24 protein-coding genes are annotated in these 26027 nt (G+C 67.0%); 13 read left to right on the top strand and 11 right to left on the bottom strand.

The window, feature by feature from the left end; all coding sequences use genetic code 11:
- The first annotated feature begins 25 nt into the window (after positions 1-25).
- Entirely contained in the window at positions 26-1468 is a 1443-nt protein-coding gene (locus tag HALXA_RS04515) for a sugar porter family MFS transporter (protein WP_013879135.1), read from the top strand.
- 75 nt (positions 1469-1543) lie between these two features.
- Here HALXA_RS04515 and HALXA_RS04510 read toward each other — a convergent pair whose 3' ends face one another.
- The 5 genes from HALXA_RS04510 to HALXA_RS04490 form a co-directional block, all read right to left on the bottom strand.
- Complete coding sequence (locus tag HALXA_RS04510) at positions 1544-2539, bottom strand: alanine dehydrogenase (protein ID WP_013879134.1); 996 nt, start codon at positions 2537-2539, stop codon at positions 1544-1546.
- 438 nt (positions 2540-2977) lie between these two features.
- The gene (thsA, locus tag HALXA_RS04505; protein ID WP_049895159.1) at positions 2978-4630 is read right to left on the bottom strand and encodes a thermosome subunit alpha; all 1653 of its coding nucleotides are present in this window, start codon (positions 4628-4630) and stop codon (positions 2978-2980) included.
- 234 nt (positions 4631-4864) lie between these two features.
- Entirely contained in the window at positions 4865-5422 is a 558-nt protein-coding gene (locus tag HALXA_RS04500; RefSeq protein WP_013879132.1) for a KH domain-containing protein, read from the bottom strand.
- A gap of 101 nt (positions 5423-5523) precedes the next feature.
- Positions 5524-6054, bottom strand: a complete 531-nt coding sequence (locus HALXA_RS04495) for a metallophosphoesterase (RefSeq protein WP_013879131.1) — start codon at positions 6052-6054, stop codon at positions 5524-5526.
- A 67-nt stretch (positions 6055-6121) separates the two neighbouring features.
- Positions 6122-7450, bottom strand: coding sequence for a tryptophan--tRNA ligase (locus HALXA_RS04490; RefSeq protein ID WP_013879130.1), 1329 nt, complete (start codon positions 7448-7450; stop codon positions 6122-6124).
- A 317-nt stretch (positions 7451-7767) separates the two neighbouring features.
- On the opposite strand from HALXA_RS04490, the gene HALXA_RS04485 reads away from it, so the two are divergent.
- Positions 7768-9408: a bifunctional metallophosphatase/5'-nucleotidase gene (locus HALXA_RS04485; protein WP_013879129.1), complete on the top strand. Its 1641-nt coding sequence runs from the start codon at positions 7768-7770 to the stop codon at positions 9406-9408.
- Between the two features lie 32 nt (positions 9409-9440).
- On the opposite strand, the gene rio1 is transcribed toward HALXA_RS04485, so the two are convergent.
- Positions 9441-10316: a serine/threonine-protein kinase Rio1 gene (gene rio1, locus HALXA_RS04480; protein ID WP_013879128.1), complete on the bottom strand. Its 876-nt coding sequence runs from the start codon at positions 10314-10316 to the stop codon at positions 9441-9443.
- Between the two features lie 155 nt (positions 10317-10471).
- On the opposite strand from rio1, the gene arcD reads away from it, so the two are divergent.
- The 5 genes from arcD (at position 10472) to ligA (ending at position 16516) form a co-directional block, all read left to right on the top strand.
- Positions 10472-11935 carry an arginine/ornithine antiporter ArcD gene (arcD, locus tag HALXA_RS04475; protein ID WP_013879127.1) on the top strand — a complete coding sequence of 488 codons (1464 nt, stop codon included), beginning with the start codon at positions 10472-10474 and terminating at the stop codon, positions 11933-11935.
- 114 nt (positions 11936-12049) lie between these two features.
- The gene (locus tag HALXA_RS04470) at positions 12050-12472 is read left to right on the top strand and encodes a 2Fe-2S iron-sulfur cluster-binding protein (RefSeq protein WP_013879126.1); all 423 of its coding nucleotides are present in this window, start codon (positions 12050-12052) and stop codon (positions 12470-12472) included.
- 86 nt (positions 12473-12558) lie between these two features.
- Entirely contained in the window at positions 12559-13968 is a 1410-nt protein-coding gene (locus HALXA_RS04465) for a selenium-binding protein SBP56-related protein (protein ID WP_013879125.1), read from the top strand.
- A gap of 4 nt (positions 13969-13972) precedes the next feature.
- Positions 13973-14350 carry a 2Fe-2S iron-sulfur cluster-binding protein gene (locus tag HALXA_RS04460; protein ID WP_013879124.1) on the top strand — a complete coding sequence of 126 codons (378 nt, stop codon included), beginning with the start codon at positions 13973-13975 and terminating at the stop codon, positions 14348-14350.
- A gap of 78 nt (positions 14351-14428) precedes the next feature.
- A complete protein-coding gene (ligA, locus tag HALXA_RS04455; protein WP_013879123.1) occupies positions 14429-16516 on the top strand; it encodes an NAD-dependent DNA ligase LigA in 2088 nt (695 codons plus the stop codon).
- A 148-nt stretch (positions 16517-16664) separates the two neighbouring features.
- Here the strand turns inward: ligA and HALXA_RS22925 are convergent, their stop codons facing one another.
- The 4 genes from HALXA_RS22925 to HALXA_RS04435 all read right to left on the bottom strand — a co-directional run bounded on the left by HALXA_RS22925 (position 16665) and on the right by HALXA_RS04435 (position 19476).
- Positions 16665-16868 carry a DUF7577 domain-containing protein gene (locus HALXA_RS22925; protein ID WP_449271601.1) on the bottom strand — a complete coding sequence of 68 codons (204 nt, stop codon included), beginning with the start codon at positions 16866-16868 and terminating at the stop codon, positions 16665-16667.
- A 213-nt stretch (positions 16869-17081) separates the two neighbouring features.
- On the bottom strand, positions 17082-18092 hold the full coding sequence (locus tag HALXA_RS04445; RefSeq protein ID WP_013879122.1) for an ABC transporter permease: 1011 nt from the start codon (positions 18090-18092) through the stop codon (positions 17082-17084).
- On the bottom strand, positions 18089-19033 hold the full coding sequence (locus HALXA_RS04440; protein ID WP_013879121.1) for an ABC transporter ATP-binding protein: 945 nt from the start codon (positions 19031-19033) through the stop codon (positions 18089-18091). Before HALXA_RS04440 ends, HALXA_RS04445 begins: the two co-directional genes overlap by 4 nt.
- 113 nt (positions 19034-19146) lie before the next feature.
- Positions 19147-19476 (bottom strand): hypothetical protein, encoded by a 330-nt coding sequence (locus HALXA_RS04435; protein WP_148263630.1) that lies wholly within the window; start codon positions 19474-19476, stop codon positions 19147-19149.
- Between the two features lie 85 nt (positions 19477-19561).
- Between HALXA_RS04435 and HALXA_RS04430 the strand changes: the two genes are divergently transcribed.
- The 6 genes from HALXA_RS04430 (at position 19562) to HALXA_RS04405 (ending at position 25341) form a co-directional block, all read left to right on the top strand.
- A complete protein-coding gene (locus HALXA_RS04430; protein WP_049895156.1) occupies positions 19562-20371 on the top strand; it encodes a hypothetical protein in 810 nt (269 codons plus the stop codon).
- A gap of 26 nt (positions 20372-20397) precedes the next feature.
- Positions 20398-22200 carry an excinuclease ABC subunit C gene (locus HALXA_RS04425; protein WP_013879118.1) on the top strand — a complete coding sequence of 601 codons (1803 nt, stop codon included), beginning with the start codon at positions 20398-20400 and terminating at the stop codon, positions 22198-22200.
- Between the two features lie 76 nt (positions 22201-22276).
- The gene (locus tag HALXA_RS04420) at positions 22277-22945 is read left to right on the top strand and encodes a DUF192 domain-containing protein (protein WP_013879117.1); all 669 of its coding nucleotides are present in this window, start codon (positions 22277-22279) and stop codon (positions 22943-22945) included.
- A gap of 78 nt (positions 22946-23023) precedes the next feature.
- Complete coding sequence (locus HALXA_RS04415; RefSeq protein WP_013879116.1) at positions 23024-23320, top strand: translation initiation factor; 297 nt, start codon at positions 23024-23026, stop codon at positions 23318-23320.
- A 112-nt stretch (positions 23321-23432) separates the two neighbouring features.
- Positions 23433-23915, top strand: a complete 483-nt coding sequence (locus HALXA_RS04410) for a GNAT family N-acetyltransferase (protein WP_049895403.1) — start codon at positions 23433-23435, stop codon at positions 23913-23915.
- A gap of 199 nt (positions 23916-24114) precedes the next feature.
- The gene (locus HALXA_RS04405; protein ID WP_013879114.1) at positions 24115-25341 is read left to right on the top strand and encodes a putative manganese transporter; all 1227 of its coding nucleotides are present in this window, start codon (positions 24115-24117) and stop codon (positions 25339-25341) included.
- Between the two features lie 125 nt (positions 25342-25466).
- Here the strand turns inward: HALXA_RS04405 and HALXA_RS04400 are convergent, their stop codons facing one another.
- Positions 25467-26018 (bottom strand): hypothetical protein, encoded by a 552-nt coding sequence (locus HALXA_RS04400; RefSeq protein ID WP_013879113.1) that lies wholly within the window; start codon positions 26016-26018, stop codon positions 25467-25469.
- Between the last annotated feature and the right edge of the window lie 9 nt (positions 26019-26027).

Below are 26027 nucleotides of genomic sequence, written 5' to 3'. Positions count from 1 at the left end.
AGTTAACTTTTATCACAGTCCACACATGCCATCACTACTGACCGGCGACGCCGCCGACGAGCGCAACTCGTTCGTCTACGTCGTGGCGGCGTTGGCCGCACTCAACGGGCTTCTGTTCGGATTCGACACCGGCGTTATCTCCGGTGCGATGTTGTACATCCGGGAGACGTTCGAACTGGCGACGGTCCTCGGCGTCTCGCTGGACCCGTCGCTCATCGAGGGAGTGATCGTCAGCGGCGCGATGGTCGGCGCGATCCTCGGCGCCGCGTTCGGGGGACGGTTAGCCGACCGACTCGGCCGCCGCCGACTCATTCTCGTCGGCGCCGTGGTCTTCTTCGTCGGTTCGCTCATCATGGCGATCGCACCGACCGTCGAAATCCTCATCCTCGGCCGCATCATCGACGGGATCGGCGTCGGCTTCGCCTCCGTCGTCGGCCCCCTGTACATCTCCGAGATTTCCCCGCCGAAAATCCGCGGCTCGCTGGTCTCGCTGAACCAGCTCACGGTGACGACCGGCATCCTCATCGCCTACGTCGTCAACTACGCGTTCTCGGCGGGCGGCGACTGGCGCTGGATGCTCGGCCTCGGGATGCTCCCCGCGGCCGTCCTGTTCGTCGGGATGCTCTTCATGCCCGCGAGCCCCCGCTGGCTCTACGAGCAGGGCCGCGAGGCCGACGCCCGCGAGGTGCTGACCCGCACCCGCGTCGAGCACCAGGTCGACGACGAACTCCGCGAGATCAAAGAGACCATCCGCACCGAGTCGGGTAGCCTGCGCGACCTGCTGCAGCCGTGGATCCGGCCGATGCTGATCGTCGGCGTCGGACTGGCGGTGTTCCAGCAAGTGACCGGCATCAACACGGTCATGTACTACGCGCCGACGATCCTCGAGTCGACCGGCTTCGAGGACACGGCCTCGATCCTCGCGACGGTCGGCATCGGCGTCGTCAACGTCGCGCTGACCGTCGTCGCGGTCCTGCTGATCGACCGCACCGGCCGCCGTCCGCTCCTGCTGACGGGACTGGGCGGGATGACCGTGATGCTCGGCGTCCTCGGCGCCGTGTTCTACCTCCCCGGCCTCTCGGGGGTCGTCGGGTGGGTCGCGACCGGGAGCCTGATGCTGTACGTCGCCTTCTTCGCGATCGGGCTCGGCCCGGTGTTCTGGCTGATGATCTCCGAGATCTACCCGATGGAGTTCCGCGGGACCGCGATGGGCGTCGTCACGGTCCTAAACTGGGCCGCAAACCTGCTCGTCTCGTTGACCTTCCTCCGGCTGGTCGACGTCTTCGGGCAGTCCGGCACGTTCTGGCTCTACGGCGCGCTCTCGCTGGCCGCGCTGGTGTTCTGTTACCGGCTGGTCCCCGAAACGAAGGGCCGCTCGCTCGAGGAGATCGAAGCCGACCTTCGCGAGACGGCACTGGGAACCGACGCCGGACGCGATTCCACGGCGGCGGTCGAGGGCGACGATTAACGGCGAAAACTGATTTCCGTATTTTTCCGTGCAGCGGGAGTGCTGTGCGCTGCGTAGTCAGTTCCAGTAGCGTCGCTACCGCTGGCTCGTGTCGATCATGCCGAACGCGTAGCCGTCGTCGGCGTCGCTCGCGTTCTCGTAGACGACGCGGGCCGCCGCGACGTCCTGAATAGCGAGGCCGGTCGAGTCGAAGACCGTGACGCCCGTCTCGGCGGTTCGACCGTCCTTGGCGCCGACGACGAGTTCGCCGATCTCCGCGTAGATGTCCTCGTCGGTCAGCACGCCCTCGCCGTAGGGGACGTTGATCTCGCCCGAGTGGGTGCACTGCTCGTGGTCGTCGATGACGATCCGCGCAGCCTGCAGCAGGTCGTCCGCGAGTTCGTGCTTACCTGCCGCGTCGGCGCCGATCGCGTTGATGTGGGTGTGCTCGCCGACGTCGTCGGAACCCACGATCGGGTCCCGGACGGGCGTCACCGTCGAAAGGACGTCGCAGTGGCCGGCCTCCGAAATCGAGCCGCCGCGGACGTCGAACCGGTCCTCGTAGGTCTCGACGAACCGCTGGACGCGCTCCTCGTCCTGATCGGCGACGACGACCTCCTCGAGCTGCCGGACCTCGCTGATCGCCTCGAGTTGCGTGTACGACTGGACGCCGGCGCCGACGATACCGAGGCTCGAGGCGTCCTCGAGGGCGAGGTAGTCGGTGGCGACGGCCGCGGCGGCGCCGGTGCGTTTCATCGTCAGCATAGTTCCGTCCATGATCGCGAGCGGGAACGCGGTCTCGGGGTCGGAGTAGATCATCGTCCCGAGCACGGTCGGCAGGTCGTGCTCGGCGGGGTTGTCGGGGTGGACGTTGACCCACTTGACGCCGGCGGCGTCCCAGTCGCCGGTGTCGAGGTAGGCGGGCATCGAGCGGAAGTCCCCGTTGTACTGGGGCAGTTCGATGTAGGACTTGGCGGGCATCTGCGTGTCGCCGCGCTCGAAGGCGCCGAAGGCCTCCTCGACGGCGTCGATGACGGCGGCCAGTTGGGCGTGCTCGTCGACCGCGTCGCTGTCTAACAGAAGCGTATTCATGGTGTCAAATTTTGCGGGACGCTACTTAGTCGTCGTGAATCGACGGCGACCCGCAGAAAACGAGACAGGGTACGTACGGATAATTACTGGCCTGTCTCGAGTTCGCATCGACCAGACGCAGATAGAGATGGGATCGGGAGCTACGACGAGTGTCGGAACGAACGGCAGAACGGCAAAACGGCAAGAGATGGGCCGACTCGATGGCGATGCGAGCGGTAGCGTGGGCGGCCTCCCGCTCCGTGTCACTCGGTGAATCGTTCCTCGAGTCGATCGTCGGCGAGTGAGCGGTTCGAAGAACCCGAACGACGCCGTTCACCGAGCGCGGCGAAGCCGCGTCGGGCCGACGACCGATGTGAGCGGAGCGAACGGAGCGAGGAGGCTTTTATACTAAATTTTGCCGAGGGCCGCCGAAGGCGGTCCGTAGAGCAAAATTTAAGCCTACATCATGCCGCCCATGCCGCCGCCCATACCGCCCATGCCGCCGCCGGGGCCGCCGGGCATCTCCTCGTCGTCGTCGTTGTCCTCGACGGCGAGGTCGCCGGCGGCGATGACGTCGTCGATGCGCAGCAGCATGACGGCGGCTTCGGTGGCGGACTCGATGGCCTGGGTCTTCACGCGCAGCGGCTCGTAGACGCCTTCCTCGGCCATGTCGATGGTGTCGCCGGTGTAGGCGTCCAGACCGGCGGAGGAGTTACCGCCGTCGTGGTCCGCACGAAGCTCCACGAGGGAGTCGATGGGATCCAGCCCCGCGTTCTCGGCCAGCGTGCGCGGGATGACCTCGAGCGCGTCCGCGAAGGCTTCGACGGCCAGCTGCTCGCGGCCGCCGACGGAGTCGGCGTAGTCGCGGAGCGCGAGCGAGAGGTTGACCTCGGGTGCGCCACCGCCCGCGAGGACCTTGCCGTCCTCGAGGGTGGTGCGGACGACCCCCAGCGAGTCCTCGATGGCGCGGTCGATCTCGTCGATGACGTGCTCGGTGCCGCCGCGGAGGATGAGGGTGACGGACCTGGCCTCGTCGACGTCCTCGACGAAGATGCGCTGGTCGCCGGCGATCTCCTTCTGGGCGACGCTCCCGGCGAAGCCGAGGTCGTCCTCGCTCAGGTCGTCGACGCTCGTGACGGGCGTGGCGCCGGTCGCGCGGGCCAGCTGCGTCTGGTCGCTGGACTTGACGCGGCGGACGGCGATGATGCCCTCCTGGGCGAGATAGTGCTGGGCCATGTCGTCGATGCCGCCGTCGACGAAGACGACGTCGGCGCCGACGTCGGCGATGCCCTCGGCCATCTCCTTGAGCTGCTGTTCCTCCTGTTCGAGGAACTGCTCGAGCTGGTCGGGGTCGGTGACGTTGACCTCGGCGTCGATTTCGGTTTCCTTGATCTCGAGGTCGCCGTCGATGATCGCGACGTCGGCGTCCTCGGCGAAGTAGGGCATGCTGTCGGAGACGCGCTCCTTGTCGACGATGACGCCCTCGACGAGCTCGGAGTTCTCGACGGAGCCGCCGACGACCTTTTCGACTTTGATGTTGTCGGTGTCGATACCCTCGTCGTCGGCGACGGCCTGAACGGCCTCGACGACGAGGTTGGCCAGCAGGTCGCGGGCGTTTTCGGCGCCCTTGCCGGTCATCGCCGTGGCGGCGATCTGGTGGAGGATCTCGTCGTCGTCCTCGTCGACGTCGATCGCGATCTCCTCGAGGGCCTCCGTGGCCTCCTCGGCGGCTTCGCGGTACCCCTGCGCGAGGGTAGTCGCGTGGATGTCCTGCTCGAGAAGCTCCTCGGCCTGGCTGAGGAGTTCGCCGGCGATGACGACGGCGCTGGTGGTGCCGTCGCCGACCTCGTCCTCCTGGGTCTCCGCGACTTCGACGATCATGTCGGCCGCGGGGTGGTCGATGTCCATCTCCGAGAGGAGCGTGACGCCGTCGTTCGTGACGACGACGTTGCCCGTCGAGTCGACGAGCATCTTGTCCATGCCCTTCGGACCCAGCGTCGTGCGTACCGACTCGGCGACGGCCTTCCCGGCCTGGATGTTCATCGACTGAGCGTCTTTCCCGGAGGTCCGCTGGCTGTCCTCCGAGAGGACGATAAGGGGCTGGTTGCCCATCTGCTGTTGTGCCATAGTCGTCCGATGGATTGATTGTGATTCTATATAAATCTTTCTCACCAGGCAGCTGCGAATCGCCAGACGCGGCGCGGTCGGTGTGTCACGGCGGATCAGCCCATCATTTATGGTGGTCGACGGTGTGCGGAGTCCGAGACCCGAATCGGACAGTGAAACATCGGCGGCAAAAACGGCAGCGGCGACTCAGAGAAGACGGTCGATGACGGGGAGGTGCGATCAGGACTGGCCGCCGGGGAACCGGTGGTACTCCATGCCCTTGTGTTTCATCTCGTTGTGGCGCTCCTCGAGGAACGAGTAGACGGCGCCGTGGGGCGCGCCGTCGAGCAGCATCTCCGCGGCGCTGCGGACGGCGTCGACCTGTTCGGGCGTCCCGATGATGCCCAGCGTCGAGCCGTAGATGACGACGTCGGCGCCGGTCAGTTCCTCCATGAGTTCCCGGGTGCGGCCCTCCTCGCCGATGAGCCGGCCCTTCTGGCGCTTCATGTCGTTTTTGTTGCGCGACGCGGCGTCGATGTCGACGACGTCGAACAGCATCATCTCGTCCTCGAGCAGTCGCAGCGCGTCCTCGGGCGCGAAGCCGCGTCCGATCGCGCGGACGATCTCGGGGCCCTTGAGCCCGAGCACGGGATCGCCGACGGTTTCGACGGCGACGGAGCCGTTCTCCGAGTCGATGTCGAGTCGCACCTCGGCCTCGGCTTCGATTTCGCGCATCGTCTCGCCACCCTCGCCGATGAGAACGCCGATTCGGTCCTGCGGAATCTTCACGTGTTGCATACAATGCGATACTGGCTGGGACAGGTTAAGGCCTTGGTCCGGACGCTACGGGATGCTCCGGCGGTGACGCAGTGTGACGACACGCGGCATACGGCCGGCGGTTACGCCTCGTCTTCGGCGCCGACCCCGTCCTCGAGGACCGACCGGAACCGCACCGATTCCGAGAGCGTGTCGACGATCGCGACGGTGCGGTGCTCGTCGGGGATCGTCGGGAAGTGACCGCCGGGATTCAGGAGCGTCGTCCGGCCGTTTTCGGTCAGGTCGCGCTCGTGGTGGTGGCCGTAACAGACGAAGTCGTACGCCTCGGCGGCCGCCAAGGCCTCAACCTCCGCTTTCGACTCGCCGTGCAGTACCGCGAAGGAGAGGCCGTCGAACTCGAGGCTCGCGAAGCGGCCGTGGAGTTCGCTCTCGGAGCCGAGGTCGTCGAACGCCGCGTGGAGGCCCGCAATCTCGCCGTCGTTGTTCCCGAGGACGCCGTGGACCTCGAAGTCCTCGAGGGCCGGCAGCAGCGGCGGGGCGATGAAGTCACCGCAGTGGACGACGACCTCGACGCCTTCCTCCGCGAATATCTCTGCCGCTCGTTCGGCCGCCGCGACGTTGTCGTGGGTGTCGGAGATGATGCCGACGTTCATACGCGACAGCGCGCGGGCGAACCACTAATTCGTTCGGGAGTCAGCCGCGTCGCGGCCGGCGGGGCGGTTAGAACTGCGACGGCACGCCAGCCCGCTCGAGCGCCCGCCGACGTTCCGCGTCGGTGAGCCGATAGGGTTCGAGTTCCGCCTCGAGAGCACCCAGTTCCGACCGCCGCCGCTGGTGTGTCTCGAGGAAGTCCGTAATGCGCTCGAGCGCCCGCCGACGTTCCGCGTCGGTGAGCCGATAGGGTTCGAGTTCCGCCTCGAGAGCACCCAGTTCCGACCGCCGCCGCTGGTGTGTCTCGAGGAAGTCCGTAATGCGCTCGATCGCGAATTCCTTCAGCTCGCCGCTGAGCAACTCGCCGGCCCGGTAGCGTTCGGCGATGCCCTCGAGTGCCTCGTCGTCGGGTTCGAAGAAGAACCGCAGGTACTGGAAGAGGACGTCGACGGTCGGGTCGCCGCCCTTCTCGCGGTGTTCCTCGAGCGTCGATCGACCGCCCGTATAGGCGTGATTTCGAATCGTCTCGGCGATCGTCTCCGGATCGTCCGTCAGTCCGATCGACGGCGCGTCGCCGGAGGAACTCATCTTTCCCGGCCCCTCGAGACTCGGCAGGAACCGGCCCAGCAGCGCGCCGGGCTTCGCGACGGGCAGCGCCTCCTTGGCGGCCACGTCGCGACAAACCCGGACGTGGGGATCCTGATCGACCGCGATGGGGACCAGCGTCGGCTGGCGACCGTCGACGAGTTGGGGCAGCAGGAGGTGGGTCGCCTGCACGGCCGGATAGAACTGCAGGCCGACGGTATCCTGCTCGCCGTAGACGGCCTCGACGGTCGCGGGCGTAAGGTGCTTCGCGAGCCGAACCGCGATCGGGTAGACGACGTCCGCATCGGCCGTGTCGACGGCGATCCGCGTCCGTTCGGGATCGAAGCCGACCGCGAGGATGTCGCGGAGGTTGTCGCGGGTGTGCTCGCCGATCGACGCGAAGGACTGGTCCTTCGCGAGAAACTTCTCGTCGTCCGATAGCGGCACGTAGACCGTCGCGCCGGTCTTCTGCTGGAAGCGCTTCGCGAGGTACAGCGGCAGGACGTGCCCGAGGTGCATCGGCCCCGACGGGCCGCGGCCGGTGACGATCGCGTGCGGCTCGTCCGCTTCGGCGGCCTCGAGGTAGCGATCGACGTCCCGGCCGGCGTAGAAGGTTCGCCGGCGGAGCATCGGGTGGTCGGGGAACCGGGCGATCTGCTCGTCGGTGAGGGGGTCGGCGCCGAAGCGCTCGAGGAGCTTGTCGTAGTCGATTTCGCCAGTGACGGCGTAGGGGGTGACGGTGAAGTCACCGTCGGCGGCTGCGGCGGACTGGTTCGAAGTCGGTTCGGCGTCGTGCGGTGTGTCGTCGGACATTCGTCTCGAGATGGGAACGACTGCAGCGGCTGGCGAACGATACGGAACGAAACGAACGGAGGGAACGGTCGCCACCGCAGCCGACGGGTTAGGCCGCGTCGCCCGCCGCGACGATACTGTCCGCTCTCGAGGGGACCCACCAGCGCCACTGCCACTCGAGAGCGACCGTCATCACTCGCCAGTTCGAACGGGATCTAATTGAACGTTGCGCCGGCAGCGGACCGGTACGGCGTCGTCCGGACCGGTCCGATCGGGAAAATAGGACAACATACAAACATTTCAGCAGATACATTACCCCGCTCCGGGAGAGGCCGGGTATGTCCGAGCGATCGACCCCGAAACTCGAGCGGCGTCGGCTGCTGACAGCGTTGAGCGGCGTCGGGACGGCGGCGCTGGCCGGCTGCTCGAGCGAGGAGAGCGACGCGGCCGAGCCCAGCGAGAACGAAACGGACGACCGGGACGGCAACGAGTCCGACCGGGAGGAGAACGGGGACGAATCCGAGACCGAGACGACGAGTCTCCGACTGCTCCACGATACGCACTTCCACGGGAAGTTGGGCGACTCCGAGGAACCGCTGAACGTCGCGAACTACTTCGGCCTGATCGACGAGTTACGCGCCGAGGCCGACGACGCCGTCGCGGTCGGGAACGGCGACGACCTGCACATGTCCGTCGAGTCCTCCGTCTTCGACGGCGAGCACATCACGTCGATTCTGAACGAGAGTCCCGTCTCGTACAACACGATCGGCAACCACGAATTCGACGCCGGGCCCGAGAGCCTGCGGGAGAACATCGCCGCCAGCGAGTTCACCTGGGTCACCGCGAACGTCCTCGAGGCCGGCACCGATCGGCCCTTCGCGAGCGACGAGGGCGTCGTCAGGTACGCAACGGAGGAGATCGGCGGCGTACGGGTCGGCTTTACCGGCTTCGCGCCCGCGGATACACCCGACGTCACCTCGGTCGGCGACGACGTGGAGGTGCTCGAGCCGACCGCCGCGGCCGAGGCGGTCGTCGCCGACCTGCAGGACGAGGGCGCCGACCTGATCGTCGCGCTCTCCCACATCGCCAGCCCCGAGGCCGAGGAGCTCGCCGCCGCGGTCGACGGTATCGACGTCGTCGTCGGCGATCACGCGGCGTACGTCGCGGACGAGCCTGCCGAAGTGAATGAGACGATCCTCTCGTTCGTCGGCGACGAGTTCGACTACGTCGGCCAACTCGACCTCGAGATCGCGGACGGCGATGTCGTCGACTACGCGTTCGAGCGCCACGACCTTGCGGCGCTCGTCGAGGACGGCGAGGTCGAGCCCCACGAGGAGATTCGAGAGTTGTTGACCGACTACGAGTCGCAACTCGAGGACGAACTCGGCGAGGTTATCGGCGAGACGGCGGTTGATCTGGACACCCGCCGAGAGACGGTCCGGCAGGCGGAGTCGAACTTCGGCAACTGGCTGGCCGACCTGATCCGCGAGGACGTCGACGCCGACGTCGCGATCCAGAACGGCGGCGGCATCCGGAGCGACCAGCTGTACGAGGCTGGCGAGATCACGCGCGGGATGATCGTCGACATCCTACCGTTCCCGAACTACACGACGAAACTCGAGATCACCGGCGAAGCGCTCAAGGCGGCGATCGAGCACGGCGTCGGAGCGGTCGAGGACGGACACGGCCGCTTCCCGCAGGTCAGCGGGCTGTCGTTCGTCTACGATCCGGACGCCGAAGCGGGTCAGCGCGTGCAAGAGCTGACGGTCGGCGGGGAGCCGGTCGACCTCGAGGCGACCTACGAACTCGGGACCAACGACTTCCTCGCGGGCGGTGGCGACGGCTACGAGATGCTCGCAAACGCGGACGTGCTCGTGTCGTCCGACGAAGGTACCTTGCTGTCGGCGCTCGCGATCGCGGCGATCGAGGACGCAGGGACGATCGCACCCGAAACCGAGGGGCGGATCGAGACGGTCTGAGGCGGTGCTCCGGTCCGGTCGCAGAACGTCGCTCAGTCTCGAGACGGATCCGGCTCCGGGCTCGTCACGAACTCGAGCAGTTCGTCGGGGTCGGTGTCCATTCCTTGGCGGGAGAAGAAGCTCGCGACGTTCTCGCAGTCGCGTTCCAAGAAGTCGCAGCTGTTGGGATGGTGGACGGTGACGGCCTGCCCGAGGTCGATGAGGACGAGTTGGCCCTCGTCGAAGACGACGTTGTACTCGCTCAGGTCCCCGTGGATCAGGCCGGCCGAGTAGAGCCGGCGCATGTACTCGCGCATGACCCTGTAGGCGGTCTCGGGGTTCTCGATCTGGACCTCGCCGAGTCGCTTCGCGCGGCCGTCCTCGTTGCCGATGTACTCCATCACGAGGACGTTGCGCTCGGACGCGATCGGCTCCGGAACGCGAACGCCGGCCTTCTTCGCGCGGCGGAGGTTCGCCAGTTCCTTCTTCGTCCAGGCGAGGACGACGTCCTTCTTCTTGCCGCCCAGCCCCTCGAAGCGCGGGTCGCCCTCGAGGTAGTCGCGCATCTGCCGGAAGTTCGAGGCATTGATCCGGTAGACTTTGACTGCGACCTCGCGGTCGTCGCCCAGGGCGTGGTAGACGTTGGCCTCCTTGCCGGTCGAGAGCGGGCCGCCGAAGGCCTCGACGTAGCCGTCCTGGACCAGCTTGTACAGCGCCGCGAAGGTGGCGTCGTCGAACACCGACTGCTCGACCTTGAACTGGTCGGCGTCCTTGATGCGCTCCTGGAACTGGTTGAACTCGCGGTCGCGCTTGCGGGCGATCCTGTCGGCCTCCGTATCGGAGACGTCGATCTCCTCCCACTCGTCGCCCGGCGTCTCCGCTTCCTCGAGGTCGACCAGTCCGTACTCCGTATCCGGTCCCTGTCCCATCTACCGGAGCGTAGGAGTCGCGACGGGTAAAGTGCTGGGTCCGGCCCCGACGGATAGTCACCGAGACTGTAGTGGTGTATGAGAATATACAACACATCTGGATCCGAATGGCGCTACTTTTGTAACCGCTGTCGCAAGCACGGGTAGAGAGTAGCATGGGATTAGATTTCACACCGAAAAGCTACGACGAAATTCCTGCGGACAAGCAGCCGTCCCTGGGAGAAGCGCTCGTTCCGATCGCGGCGATGTTGCTGTTCCTCTCGGTCGGAATGATCTACCTCGAGATGGATCCCCAGATGCCGCTGCTGTGGGGGATCGCCTTCGCGGGGCTGTTCGGCCGGTACTACTTCGGCTACGACTGGGACCAGCTCTACGACGGGATCGGGCGCAGCATCCTGATGGGGCTGCAGGCCATCCTCATCCTGTTCGTCATCTACATGCTGATCGCGTCCTGGATCGACTCCGGGACGATCCCGTCGCTGATGTACTACGGGCTGGAGTTCCTCTCGCCGCAGATCTTCCTCCCCTTCACGATCATCATTTCGGCGGTCGTCGCCTTCGCGATCGGTTCCTCGTGGACGACGGCCGGGACCCTCGGTGTCGCGATGATCGGCATCGGCGCCGGGCTGGGGATTCCGGAGCCGATGACGGCCGGCGCCGTCCTCTCGGGCGCCTACACCGGCGACAAGAACTCGCCGCTCTCGGACACGACGAACCTCGCCGCCGCGGTGACGAACACGGATCTGATGGATCACATTCGGGCGATGCGCCCCGGTACCGCGATCGCATTTGCGATCTCGCTGCTCCTGTTTGTCCTGCTGGGCCTGAACGCGAGCGGGACGATCCCCGCCGATCGCATCGCCGAGATTCAAGGCGGGCTCTCGAGTAGCTACGCTATCTCGCCGATCACGTTCCTCCCGCTGGTGCTCACGTTCGCGCTCGCGTTCTACGGCCTCCCGGCGCTGCCGTCGCTCGGCGCCGGCATCTTCGCCGGCGTCGGGATCACCACCGTCGTTCAGGGGAAGGGATTCGCCGCCGCCTGGAGCGTCGTCCACTACGGGACGGAACCCGAGACGGGCGTCGATCTCACGGACGAACTGCTCGCGAGCGGCGGCCTCGAGGGATCCATCTGGGTCGTGACGATCGTCGTCGCGGCGCTGGCGCTTGGCGGCATTTTGCAGGAGACGGGCGTCCTGGCGGCGATCGCGTACCACATCGGACGGGCGATCAGCAGCGTCTTCGGGCTGACGTTCGGAACGGCCGTCGGAACCGTCGCGATGAACTTCTTCTCGGCGGAGCAGTACATGGCGATCGTCGTCCCCGGGATGACCCTCCAGAATCTGTACGACGAGTACGACCTCGAGAGCCGGAACCTCTCGCGGGCGGTCGAAGCCGCCGGGACGACGACCTCGGCGTTCGTGCCGTGGGGCTCCGGCGGGGTCTTCATGGCTTCGGCGCTCGACGTGCCGGTGCTCCAGTACGCCCCGTACTACTTCTTCGGCATCCTCTCGCCGTTCGTCCTGATCGGGATGGGCCTGACCGGCTGGGGTATCTTCTACAAGGACAGTCCCGAGCGTGACGCCCCGGTGGGAGCCGCGTCGACGACCGCCGAAGACTGACCGCCGACGGTCCGGCACGCGTCTCACGCCGGCGCGGACTTTTCCGCTCCGACGACGTACTGGGTCCATGATCGACCACTGCGAACGTGAACGACGGCTGCCGGAGGGGCGACCATGACCTACGACGTCACCCTCGAGTGGCCGGACGGTCGAACGGAAACAATCGATGCGCCCGAGAGCGAGTCGGTCCTCGACGCGGCCCAGCGGGCGGGCGTCCGACTGCCGTACGACTGCCGGAAGGGGACCTGTATCACCTGCGTCGGCCGGTTGCTCGAGGTCGACGGCGAGGGAGAACGCGAGGCGACGGACGCCGACTCCGACGGCGACGGAACGGACGCTGATTCCGACGCGGACGATTCGGCTGGCGCACCCCATCCTGCCGACGCCTTCGCGTACCGGCGGTCGCCCGCGGCGCTCACCGAGGGCGAGCGGGCCGACGGCTACGTCCTGCTCTGTATCGCCCAACCGCGGGCCGACTGCCGCCTCGAGGTCGGCCCGCAGATCCGCGCGCAGGTCGGCGACAGCCCCTGGGCGTAGTTCTCGCCTCGGTTCGGTCGGTCCCTCCGCCGTCCCGACCGACCACCCCGCACAGACTTATCTACTGTTTCGTGGTCGGCACTAGTATGAGTGACGCTAGCACGCCAGGCGACGCGGAACCGGAGCCGGAACACGACCACGAGCACCACCACGACCACGAGGGGCCCGGCTACGCGACGCCCCAGGCTGCCATCGAGGAGGGCGAGCGGGAGAAACTTGCCTACGTGATGAGCCTCTACGTCGGCACGGACGTCGACGCGCCGGACTTCGTCGCAGTGGTCGACCTCGATCCCGATTCGGACACCTACTGCGAGATCGTCGACCGGATCGAACTGCCGAACCGCGGCGACGAACTCCACCACTTCGGGTGGAACGCTTGCTCGTCGTCGTGTCACATGGAAGGCCTCGAGCGCAGGCACCTGATCGTGCCCGGCCAGCGATCTTCGCGGATCCACGTCATCGACGCGGCCGACCGACGGAATCCGGAACTCGAGACGGTCATCGAACCCGAGGAGGTCTTCGAGTACGACCTCTCGGCGCCCCACACGGTCCACTGCATTCCGGACGGGGAGATCCTCATCAGCATGCTGGGCGACGCCGACGGCGACCTCCCGGGCGGCTTCCTCGAGTTGAACGACGACTTCGAGATCGAGGGGCGGTGGGAGCCGCCTGGAGAGATCGAGATGAACTACGACTACTGGTACCAGCCCCGCCAGAACGTGATGGTCTCGAGCGAGTGGGCCGCGCCCAAAACCTACTACCCGGGCTTCGACCTCGAGGACGTCGAAGAAGGCAACTACGGCCACCGGCTCCACTTCTGGGACTGGGAGGAGGGGACCGTCGAGCAGACGATCGACCTCGGCGAGGAGGGGCTAATCCCGCTCGAGGTGCGCTTTCTCCACACGCCGGAATCAACCCACGGATTCGTCGGGGCCGCGCTGTCGTCGAATATCTTCCACTTCTGGCGCGATCGGACAGGCGAGTACCGCGCCGAGAAGGTCATCGACTTCGAGGACCGCGAGCACCCCGACTGGGACATGCCAGTGCCCGCCCTGCCGACGGACATCCTGATCTCGATGGACGACCGCTACCTGTTCGGCTCGAACTGGCTCCACGGCGACGTCTGGATGTACGACATTTCGGACCCGGCGAACCCGCGGCGGGCTGACTCGCTCTCGGTCGGCGGTACCTTCGGCGACGTGCAGGAGGTGCAGGGACGGGAACTCTCGGCCGGGCCGCAGATGATCCAGCTCTCGCTGGACGGCAAGCGGCTCTACTGGACCACCTCGCTGTTCTCCTCGTGGGACGAGCAGTTCTACCCCCAGGAGGGCGAGCGCGGCTCGGTGATGCTGAAAGCCGACGTCGACCCGCGGAACGGGACGATGGAACTCGACGAGGACTTCCTCGTCGACTGGGGCGAGTGTCCCGACGGACCGGCCCGCGCCCACGAGATCCGGTGGCCCGACGGCGACTGCACGAGCGACGTCTGGCAGTGAGCGGATGGCGAGCCACGAGGTCGTCCTCGAGTGGCCCGAGGCCGACCGCGAGCGGCGGACGATCGCGGTCCGCGCCGACGAGACGGTTCTCGAGGGCGCCGAACGCGCCGATGTCGCCCTCCCGTTCGGCTGTCGCACCGGCGCCTGCGGCACCTGTACCGGACGGCTCCTCTCGGTCGGCGGAACGGACGCGACGGGCACCAACTCGGAGCCGACCACCGTCGACGAGGCCTTCGACTACCGCCGGCCGCCGCGAGCGCTGAAGGACCGCCACCGCGCGGCGGGCTACGTCCTGCTGTGCATTGCCGCGCCGCGAGCGGACTGTCGGCTCGCGGTCGGCTCGAGCGTCCATGCCGAACTCGTCGAGAACCCCTGGAAGTGACGGCAACTCGCGTGCGGTCGGTGGAGTACAGTAACGTTATCGGACGGGAGCGGCAACCCTCGAGCAAGACCGATATCGATGTCGCTCACCCACGAAACTGCGGACGAGGACAACCCCTACCTCCGGAATCCGCCGACCGATTTCGCGCCGCTCGAGGATCTCTCCGAGGACGAGGCCCGCGAACAGATCGCGCTGCTCCGGGAGGCGATCCGCGAGCACGACCGCCGGTACTACGTCGAGAACGACCCGATCGTCGCCGACCGCGCCTACGACGCGCTCTTTACCCGACTGCAGGCCCTCGAGGACGAGTTCGATCTCTCCCATCCCGACAGCCCGACCCGCAGCGTCGGCGGCGAGCCGATCGAGGGGTTCGATACCGTCGAGCACGTCGCGCCGATGCTCTCGATCGACAACAGCGGCGACGCCGCGGACGTGCGGGAGTTCGACGACCGCGTGCGCCGCGAGGTCGGCGAGGTCGACTACGTCTGCGAGCCCAAGTTCGACGGCGTCTCGATGGAGTTCGTCTACGAGGACGGCCGCCTCGAGCGCGCGGTCACCCGCGGGGACGGCCGCGAGGGCGACGACGTCACCCGCAACGCCCGCACCATCGGCTCCGTCCCGCAGCGGCTCCACGGCGACTACCCCGACTTCCTCGCGGTCCGCGGCGAGGTCTACATGCCCAAGGACGCCTTCCAGGCGCACAACCGCGAGCGCATCGAGCGCGGCGAGGACCCGTTCGCCAATCCCCGGAACGCCACCGCCGGTACGATCCGCCAGCTCGATCCCTCGGTCGTCGCAGAACGGCCCCTCGAGGTCTTCTTCTTCGACGTGCTCGAGGCCACCGACCTGGAGGACAGCCACCGCGACGAACTCGAGCGGTTCCCCGACTGGGGCCTGCGGGTCAACGACCGCGTCGAAGTGGTCAAGGACATCGACGAGGCAATCGACTACCGCGACCGGATGCTCGAGGTGCGGGACGACCTGAACTACGAAATCGACGGCGTCGTCATCAAGGTCGACGACCGCGACGCCCGCGAGGAGTTGGGACGGACAGCGCGTCACGACCGCTACGCGTACGCCTACAAGTTCCCCGCCCGCGCCGAAGTGACGCCGATCGCCGATATTGCGGTCCAGGTCGGCCGGACGGGGCGCGTGACCCCCGTCGCCCTGCTCGAGCCGGTCGACGTCGGCGGCGTCACCGTCTCGCGGGCGAGTCTGCACAACCCCGAGGAGATCGAAGCCAAGAACGTCAACGTCGGCGACACCGTCCGCGTCCAGCGCGCGGGCGACGTGATCCCCTACGTCGCGGAAGTCGTCGAGAAGTCGAGCGAGGGCCACTACGAACTGCCCGATCACTGTCCCGTCTGCGACAGCGCCATCGAGCGCGACGGCCCGATCGCCTTCTGCACCGGCGGGCTGGCCTGTGACGCGCAACTCCGGCGGTCGATCCAGTACTACGCGAGCGACGACGGACTCGACCTCGAGGGGCTGGGCGAGAAGAGCGTCCGCCAACTCGTCGACGCCGGCCTGCTCGAGTCCGTCGCGGACCTCTACGAACTCGAGCGCGAGGACCTGACCGATCTCGAGGGCTGGGGCGAAACCAGCACCGAGAACCTCGTCGAAGAGATCGAAGCCAGCCGCGAACCGCCGCTCCCCGACTTCCTCTCGGCACTCGGCATCCCCCACGTCGGCCCGACCACGGCCCGCGAACTGGCCCGCGAGTTCGGCACGTTCGAGGCGGTCCGCGAGGCCGCCGTCACCGACCCCGAGCACCTCGAGACGGTCGACGACGTGGGCGAAACCGTCGCCGCACAAATCCACGAATTCTTCACCAGCGAGGCGAACGCCGAGGCGGTCGACGCCATCCTCGAGCACGTCTCCCCGCAGGAAACGGACGTCGAGACGGGCGACGAACTCGAGGGACTCACCTTCGTCTTCACGGGCTCGCTCGAGGGGATGACGCGCGGCGAAGCGCAGGAGACGGTCGAAGCCCACGGCGCGAACGCCACGAGCAGCGTCTCCGGAAACACGGACTACCTCGTCGTCGGCGAAAATCCCGGACAGACGAAGCGCGACGATGCCGAGGCCAACGACGTTCCGATCGTCGACGCGGACGAGTTCCGCGAGTTGCTCGCGGAACGCGGCGTCGACCCGGCCCGCGAGTAGGATCGCCGGCCCGCGTTCACGTGCCGGTCGGTACGCCGCAGCCCGACCATCCGCAAGCGAAGTCGATCGCCAGCGAACGACGAACAACGGGTGCTGACGCCTTTCTGCCACCAGTGGGGCTCGAGGGGGCCACACGAATCGAAACCGATCAGAGTCGTTCCAAACAGCACCGACAGTATCTAAACTCGGAATCGTTCGTCGCGCCGCAGTGATCGCACGTCAGGCGAGCCGTCGCATCCGTCCGATGGCGGGCGGAGGTCCTCGAGTCGCCGTCATCCGCTTCGGTGTCCCGGTTTCGTCCCCCGGACGTCCGCTTGCGATGCCGCTCGAGACCGTCTCGGAAGAGCTGCACGAGAACCGAAATACAGGCTCCTAACGCAGCGAGCAAGAGGATGCCGACGACAGTCACGTAGATTTCCTCGAGCGAGACCACACGCGATCTACGTTCGACGATCGGTTAGTTTCTATGTTACTAGTTGTCGCAGGGGATGGTTCGCGGGAAACTCACCAGAGCTGGCGAAACGTAGGCAGCGGTAACTGAAGGTGTACGACGCCTCAACTCCGCTCAGAGGTCGACCCGGTCGAATCGGTACAACGCGATCGCGATCGGGACGACGATCCAAAGCAGCAGGATGACGAAGGAGAACCAGTTCTCGAGGTAGAACGGGAGTCCGTCCGGGAAGTAGTACTCGGGGTAGGCCGTTCCCAAGTTGCTCCCGCCGGCGGAACTGAGGACGGTGATCGCGTTCTGGAAGGCGTTGCCCGGATCGATCATGTCGACGAACAGGGCCCAGTCGGGCAGTCGCTCGGCAGTCCGTTGTTCGGTCGATCCGTCGAGGAGAGTGACCTCCCGCGTGTAGGAGACGCCGGAGATCAGCCCGCGGCTCATCAGCAACTGGAACGCGCTCTGAAGGGCGTTCCAGACGAGGTAAAACAGGAGGAAGACGCCGGCCATGGCGGCGCCGGCGAGCGTCGTCGAGCGCGTCATCGACGACAGGGAGACGGTGATGCTCGTGTAGGCGAGCCCGTAGATGATCGCCATCGCGAGCAGGCTCACGTAGTCGACGACGTCGAAGCTGCCGAGTACCACCGCGACGACGACCGCGGCGAGCGCGAAGCCGATCGTCAGCGAGATCGAGAGCACGGCCGATCGACCCAGCAGTTTGCCGAGCAGCACGTCCTTGCGCGAGTGGGGCAGGGAGAGCAGGATCTTGATACTGCCCGACTCGCGCTCGCCGGCGATCGATTTCCATCCGAGCACGATCGCTATCAGCGGGATGACCAGCCGCGTGATCTGACTGACGAACAGCACGAGCGCCTCCGTCGTCGCGCCGGCCTGCGCGATTTCATCGCCGAAGTACGAGATCGCGCCGGTGACGCTGACCAGTAGCGTGAAGAAGAAGATGCTGAGCCCCCAGAACACCCACGAACGGATCGAATCACGGAAATCCTTCTTCGCGACCGCACGGACGCTCTCGGGGTTGATCGAACTCGAGGTGCTGCCGGCCGACGGCGTCCCGGCGCGTGTGTCCGTTCCCGCACCGGTTCCCGAACCGGCGCCGGTATCGGCGCTCATCGCGCTTCCACCTCCGAGCCCGTCGTGTACGACTGGAAGACGTCCTCGAGCGAGGCCTCTCGGGTCGAGAAGTCCCGCACCTCGACGCCGCGGTCCTCGAGTTCGCCGAGGACGGCCGTCTTCGAGCCGTCCGCCTGAACCTGAACGGTGATCGTCGGCGGATCTTCGCCTTCCACCACGACGTTCGAGACGTCCGGCAGCGAGCGCACCGCCTGGAGGGCCTCATCGTCGAGCCGGTCGACGGTGACCCGCAGCGAGGTGCCGCCGCCGACCGAGTCTCGCAGCCCCTCGACGGAGTCGACGGCGACCATCTCGCCGTCCCGGAGGATGCCGACGCGGTCGCAGACGGCCTCGACCTGCTCCATGATGTGACTCGAGAAGAAGACCGTCGCACCGCGGGCGTTCTCCTCGCGGACGATATCTCGCATCTCGCGGGCCCCGTTCGGGTCGAGGCCGGTGGAGGGCTCGTCGAGGATCAGGAGGTCCGGCTCGCCCACGAGGGCCATCGCGAGCATGAGCCGCTGGGCCATCCCCTTCGAGTAGCCGCCGGCCTTCTTGTCGATCGCGTCGAGCAGGCCGACCCGCTCGAGGAGAGTTTCGGGGTCGTCGTCGGCGCCTTTCGACTCGATGGCGAACTCGAGGTGCTGGCGGGCGGTCAGGCGGTCGTAGGTCTCGACGCCCTCCGGGAGGACGCCGGTCCGCGAGCGGATCTCGCGGCTGTTGGCCTGAGCGTCCATGCCCAGCACCTCGACCCGCCCGGCGGTCGGCCGGATGAAATCGAGGATGACGTTGATCGTCGTCGACTTGCCGGCGCCGTTGGGACCGAGGAAGCCGAACACCTCGCCCTCCCGGACCTCGAAGGAGAGGTCCTCGAGCGCGAGGGTCGCTTCCGACCCCTGACCGTAGGACTTGGTCAGGGAATCGACTGTGATAGCGGGCATGGCTGAGTAGTCAGGCCGTTTGCCGAAAAGGGTTGCCACTTGCGCCGACTAATATACTTCGTCTATCGTAGTGAAAGAACGGCCGATGGGAACTCAGGCCCGCGGTTAGCCGATCAGATCGGGTCGTCCGGCTCGTACTGGTCGGCGGTCCGTTCGGCCTCCCTCGCGTAGCGCTCGCGGGTCTCCTCGTCGGTCACCGCCTCGAGTTCCGATTCCGGAATTTCGGTGGCGGCGGTGATCTGCGAGCCGGTTCGCAGCGAGGTCGTCGACCGCTCCCACTGCTGATAGCGGGAACCGTCGCGGGTCGCGTAGACGATCGTGACGAAGTTGCGGTCGCCGAACTCGCGCTCGACGAGCCAGCACCGGACCGTTTCGTCCGCCTCGCCGCCGTCGTCCGCCGCCGCTGTGTCGTCGCCGTCCGTCGCGTCCGTCGAATCGGTCATGCGCTCCCGTTCGGTCCCCATCCTCGAGAATGTACCGCGTTCCGGACGGCGTTTCGCACGCGGCGAATCGGCCCGGACGTACTTGGTGGTCGACCACGCAGTCGAACTCGAGACGAACTCATCGATGTCCTGGAGCGATCACGTCGATCAGTTGCTGTACGGCGGCGAGGAGCAACGGCGCCGTCTCGAGTTCGCGGACGCGACGGTCGTCGTCACGACCCACCGGGTGCTCGTGTTCGCCGAGGACGACGGCGGTATCGCCTCGCCCCGGACGGAGTCGGAGATGGGCGCCGCGTACCGAACCGTCGACCGGCCGAACGTCCGCGGCGTGACCGTCAAAACGGGCGGTTCGACGAGTCACCTGATTCGGAGCCTCGGTCCCGGACTCCTCGGGGGCGGGCTGGTCGCAGTCGGGACGTTCCTCGACGCGAGCAGCCTCATTCCCGCCTTCGGCGGTTCCGAGGGTGCAGACGGAACGGGCGGCGGCGTCGCCGACGTCACCGGCGGCGTCTTCGAGACCGTCGCAACGGTGCTCGCGGCCGTCGAACTCGCGACAGTGGGGCTCGGCGCCCTCGCACTCGTTGTCGCGGTCGGCTACCTCGCGCTGTACCTCCGGTCGCGCTCGAGACGGATCGTCCTCTCCGTCAGCGGCGGCGAGGACATCCAACTGCCGATCACCGACGCCGACATCGAAGCCGGCATCGTGAGCGAACTCGAGGCGGCGATCCGACCGGGACCGGACGAGGAGGACCGCGATCCGATCACCGCCCCCTCGGTCGAGGAACTCCGCGAGCGGAACGCCGGCGGCCGCGGCGTCGACGGCCCCGCCGACCTCGAGCCCGGCGCGAGCGAGGACGGGTTCGGACCGGGCGGCGACCCCGATGAGTCAGGCTGAAACGCGCTGACGCCCTAGGGCCACCGATGAACGCCGAGGGGGTTCGCGAACGCGCGCGATCGCTGCCGCGAGAGCCCGGAGTCTACCAGTTTCGGGAGGACGAGACGACGCTGTACGTCGGGAAGGCCGTCGACCTCCGGAGCCGGGTCGGCTCCTACGCCGATCCGCGCAGCGCCCGCATCCGGCGGATGGTCCAGCGCGCCGACGGCATCGAGATCGCCGTCACCGACACCGAGACTCAGGCCCTGCTGCTCGAGGCGAACCTGATCAAGCGCCACCAGCCCCGGTACAACGTCCGCCTGAAGGACGACAAATCGTACCCGATGGTCCAGTTGGCGGACCACGAGGCGCCCCAGATCGAGATCACCCGCGATCCCGACGAGTCCGCGACCGTCTTCGGCCCCTACACGAACAAGGGCCAGGTCGAGACCGTCGTGAAAGCCCTGCGAGAGACCTACGGCGTCCGCGGCTGTTCGGATCACAAGTACGCCAACCGCGACCGGCCCTGTCTGGACTACGAGATGGGGCTGTGCACCGCGCCCTGCACCCGCGAGATCGACCTCGAGAGCTACGGCGAGGACGTCACCGCGGTCGAACGCTTCCTCGAGGGCGAGACCGGCATCCTCGCGGACCCGCTGCGCCGGGAGATGGAGGCTGCCGCCGAGGACCAGAACTTCGAACGCGCCGCCAACCTGCGGGACCGCCTCGAGACCGTGCAGGCGTTTCACGGCGAGGGCGGCGAGGCCGTCCAGTCGGTCGGCGACGAGCGCGCGGTCGACGTGCTCGGCGTCGCTATCGAGGGCGGAGACGCGACCGTCGCCCGCCTGCGCGCCGAGGACGGAAAGCTGGTCGATCGGGAACGGCACACGCTCGAGGCGCCGGCTGCGGACCCCGAGACGACCGCGGACGCGGCCGAGGCGGCCAGCGCGGACGGCGACAGCAGCACCGGCGAGGGCGGCGTCCCCGCCGTTCTCGCGGCCTTCATCGTCCAGTACTACGCCGAGCGCCGACTGCCGGACGCGATCTTGCTCCCCGAGCGCCACGGCGACGAGGAAGTCGCCGCCTGGCTCGAGGCCGAGGGCGTCTCCGTGCGCGTGCCGGGCGCCGGACGGGAGGCGAAACTCGTCGACCTCGCGCTGAAGAACGCCCGGCGGAACGTCGGCCGCCGCGACGAGTGTGGCATGCTCGCGGACGCCCTCGAGATCGATTCCGCCCGCCGCATCGAGGGGTTCGACGTGAGCCACGCCCAGGGAAAGTCGGCCGTCGGCAGCGACGTCACCTTCGTCGACGGCAGCGCCGAGAAGGCCGACTACCGCCGCAAGAAACTCACCGACCAGAACGACGACTACGACAATATGCGCGCCCTCCTCGAGTGGCGCGCCCGGCGGGCCGTCGAGGACCGCGACGACCGACCCGACCCCGACCTGCTGCTGATCGACGGCGGCCAGGGGCAACTCGAGGCCGCCCGCGACGCGCTCGCCGACGTCGGCTGGGACGTACCGGCAGTTGCGCTGGCGAAGGCCGAGGAGCGCGTGGTAACGCCCGATCGGGAATTTTCGTGGCCCGACGACGCGCCCCACCTCCACCTCCTCCAGCGGGTCCGCGACGAGGCCCACCGCTTCGCGGTCCAGTACCACCAGACCGTCCGCGACGAGGTCAAGACCGTGCTGGACGACGTCGAGGGCGTCGGCCCCGAAACCCGAAAGCGGCTGCTCGGCCGCTTCGGCAGCGTCGAGAACGTCCGCGAGGCAAGCCTCGAGGATCTCCGGAGCGTCCCCGGCATCGGCGAGAAGACGGCGGAGACGATCAAGTCGCGGCTCGAGGGGTAGCCGAACGGGACGAGTCCGAAGAGTGTCACGCTCGCGTGACGGAAGTCACTTAATCCGGATCGTTGGAGGTACGGGTATGACAGACGTGTGGCGACGACGACACCTTCTCGCAGTCGCCGGAACGGTCGCGGCCGCAGGTTGCCTCGACGGGATCGGTTCGGGTGCATCGACCGACGAAGCGGGTAATTCGACCGACGAGACCGATGGGACCGACGGAACCGACGGGACCGACGGCGACGAAACCGAGTCGGCGAGCGAAAGCGGCGACGGAAACGAATCGGACGACGAGAACGAAAGCGAGGGTGAAAACGAGAGCGACGGCGACGAATCGACCGTCCACGAGAACTACGAAACGACCGACGTCACGGTCGCCACGCCCGACGGCGACGAACTCGGCTCGGTGACGGCGGCGATCGCCGACACGAGCGAACTTCGCTACCTCGGTCTGAGCGACACCGAAGAGCTCCCCGAGGACCGCGGCATGCTGTTCGTCTACGAGTCGGTTGAGGAGCGCGAATTCGTCATGCGCGAGATGAGCTTCGGCATCGACATTATCTACGCCGACGCCGACGGCACGATCACCAGCGTCCACCACGCGCCCGAACCCGAACCGGGCGAGGACGGCGAGTCCGAGGAACACACGTACCCCGGCGAAGGGCAGTACGTCCTCGAGGTCAACTACGAGTGGACGGCCGAACGCGACGTCAGCGAAGGCGACGTCCTCGAGTTCGACCTGGACGAGTAACCGCGTCCGCCGCCCCGCATTCAGACAGTTGCGAGCGCAAGGACAGGGCTATCCGCGCGTCCGACCCAACGTCACCGTATGTCAAACGACGACGACCTCGAGGATCTGCTCGACGAACTCGACGGCCAGGGCGACCTCGAGACGTCACAACAGCAACTGCGGCTCCGAACCGAGAGCCGGCGCTACGACAAGCCGGTGACGATCGTCGAGGGGTTCGACCTCTCGAAGTCGGAGATCGAGGACGTCGCCTCCGACCTGAAGAGTTCGCTCGGGACGGGCGGCACGGTCACCGAAGGCCACATCGAGTTGCAGGGCGACCACCGCGATCGGGTTCCGGACCTGCTTCGCGAGCGCGGGTTCAAGGTCCAGGAGTAGCGTTCCACCGAGCGATTCCGAAGAGGGCGGGAACGTATCGACTATCCGACGGGGTGTTAGCACTTTACCGACCGCCGATGTAGCGCGCGCTATGACACAGACACAGACACAGATCGAGATCCGTCCCGCGACACTCGAGGACCGCGAGGGGATCAGGGCCGTCGCCCGCGACACATGGCACGACACCTACGACGAACTCGACGCCGACACCATCGACCGAACCATCGACGAGTGGTACGGCGACGACGCGCTCGAGACGGCGCTCTCGAAGGCCGGCACTGCGTTCCTCGTCGCCGAGCGCGACGGGGAAGTCGTCGGATTCACGCACGGCGTCGTCACCGAGGACGAGGGCGACGTGCTCCGCATGGCCGTCCATCCGGACCACCAGAACGAGGGAATCGGAACGGCGCTGCACGAGCGACTCTGCGAGGACCTGCAGGACTTCAACATGGAGCGGATGCGCGCGATCGACCTCGCCTCGAACGAGGGCGGCCGCGAGTTCTACGAACGACAAGGGTTCGAGCGGACCGGCGAGGGGACCGTCGAAATCGGCGACGAGCAGCGCCGCGAGGTCGTCTACACGCTCGAGTTATAATCGCACCAACGGTCCGCGTCGCGGTAGAGCCGCGGTTTTCGGAGCGACGGGTTCCATCTGCCCCGACCGACGGAACCCTCGGCATCGAACCGTCGTCTCGATTGCGTTCACCAGCAACTATTTAGCGCGTGCTACTAAACTAATCTTTAGAGATGTCTAATCTTCGTGCTGCGGGAACGCCGATCCCGGGTGAAACCCCGTGAACGAACTGCTGACGGTCCTCCTCGAGTCGCTGCGTGACGGCTACGTGCAGGTGAGCGCGTTCGTCGCGATAACGGTGCTCGCGTTCGGCCTGATCCAGTACCGGACCGACGGCGCCCTACTCGCAGCGATCGAGGACAACGAGCGGCTACAGGTGCTGTTCGGCGGCCTGCTCGGGCTGACGCCCGGCTGTGGGGGCGCGATCATCGTGATGCCGCTGTACGTCCGCGGAACCGTCAGCTTCGGCACCGTCGTCGCGACGCTGGGAGCGACCGCCGGCGACTCGGCGTTCGTGATCCTCGCGCTCGCGCCCGAGGCCGCGCTGTACGCCTACGCCATCGCCTTCGCGGCCTCGGTCGCGACCGGCTACCTCGTCGACTCCGTCGGGCTGGGCGTCTCGCGGGTCGACGCCGCCGTGGCCCGACTCTCGCCGAACGCAACGACCGACGGCGGGACCGTCGTCAACGGCGGCGTCGGACCGAATCCCGCCCACGACTACGGCGGCCCGGCGCCGACTCACGCCCACGAGACCGGGCCGGATCGACGCTCTCGAGTGCTCACGCCGCTCTCCCATCTCGCGCACGTCCTGTGGTGGGTCGCCGCCGTCGCCGGCCTCGTTCTCGGATCGCTGTACCTGTTCCGAGGTGGTCCCGAGGTCCCGCTCGCGACCGGCCTCGGCTTCGACGGCCTCTTCACCGTCGTCGGCATCGCCGGCGCTCTGCTATCGCTGTACCTCTACGTCGTCGGCCGCCACTACGTCGGTGAGGGCGAGATCGCGCGGGCTCGAGACTCCTTCAAATCGATCTACGACACGCTCACCCACGCGGCGATGGAGACGAGTTTCGTCACCGTCTGGGTCCTCGTAGCCTTCCTCGTCTACGAGTACGCCGTCCTCCTCACCGGACTGAACGTCGCCGCGCTCGCCTCGACGGCTGGCGTGCTCGCGCCGATCGGCGCCGCGGTCGTCGGCCTCATTCCGGGCTGCGGCCCGCAGATCCTGCTGGCGAGCGTCTACGCCGAGGGCGGGCTTCCGTTCTCCGCACTGACCGCCAACGCGATCGCACAGGACGGGGACGCCCTGTTCCCGCTGCTGGCCGTCGACGCGAAGGCGGCCGTCGTCGCCTCGATCTACAACTTCCTGCCGGCAGTCATCGTCGGCGTCGCGCTCCACCTGCTGTGGGCGCCTGTCTTCGGAATGGCGGAGTTCGGCTTCGGCGTGCTCTGAACGGTCGTTTCTCTCTTCCTACGGAGACGAATCAGTCTAATCGACGCCGAACACACCGCATCGAACGGCCGGTCGCAACCGCGAGCAGTTCAGTAAAAGGCCGGCGAACCGCGACTCGAGACGCCTCAGCCGCTCTCGTCGGCCGTAATCTCGATCGTTCCCTCGACCGTCTGTTCCTCGTTAAGCGTCACCTCGACCGCGTACTCGCCCGGTTCGGACGGATTGTTGACGGCCGGGTACTCGGCGACGACCACGTCGCCGTCCTCGAGCGTGTAGTCCGCGTCGAGTTCGACGGTGAACGAGTAGTCGTTGTTGTTGACGCCGCTAACGTGAGTCTCGTTGAACTCGCGGTCGATCGCGCCGTCGCCGTTCGTATCCACGCCGAGCGCGATCTCCTCGTGCTGGGCGCTCTCGACGGTGAAGTTTTCGCGCGGGTACGTCACCGACAGCGATTCCCACTCGCTTCCGGCGACCGATTCGTTCGCCTCGATTTGCACCGTCTGGTTGGCGGCCGTCGCGTCGGCCGTCTGGTTCTGGGCTTCGACGGTGCCGTTTCCGGCAGTCTCGAGCGTTCCGTCGGCGTCGGACGACGGAGCGCCCGTCTCGCCGACGAATCCCGAACAGCCGGCGACCGATACGAGTGCCGCAAGCGCCACGACGAGTAGTATTCGGCGCATCCGTCACCC

It is taken from the genome of Halopiger xanaduensis SH-6 (genome assembly GCF_000217715.1).
Taxonomy (GTDB): domain Archaea; phylum Halobacteriota; class Halobacteria; order Halobacteriales; family Natrialbaceae; genus Halopiger; species Halopiger xanaduensis.
The sequence above is the reverse complement of the archived record's forward strand: the minus strand, read 5'-3'. Positions and strand labels throughout refer to the sequence as shown.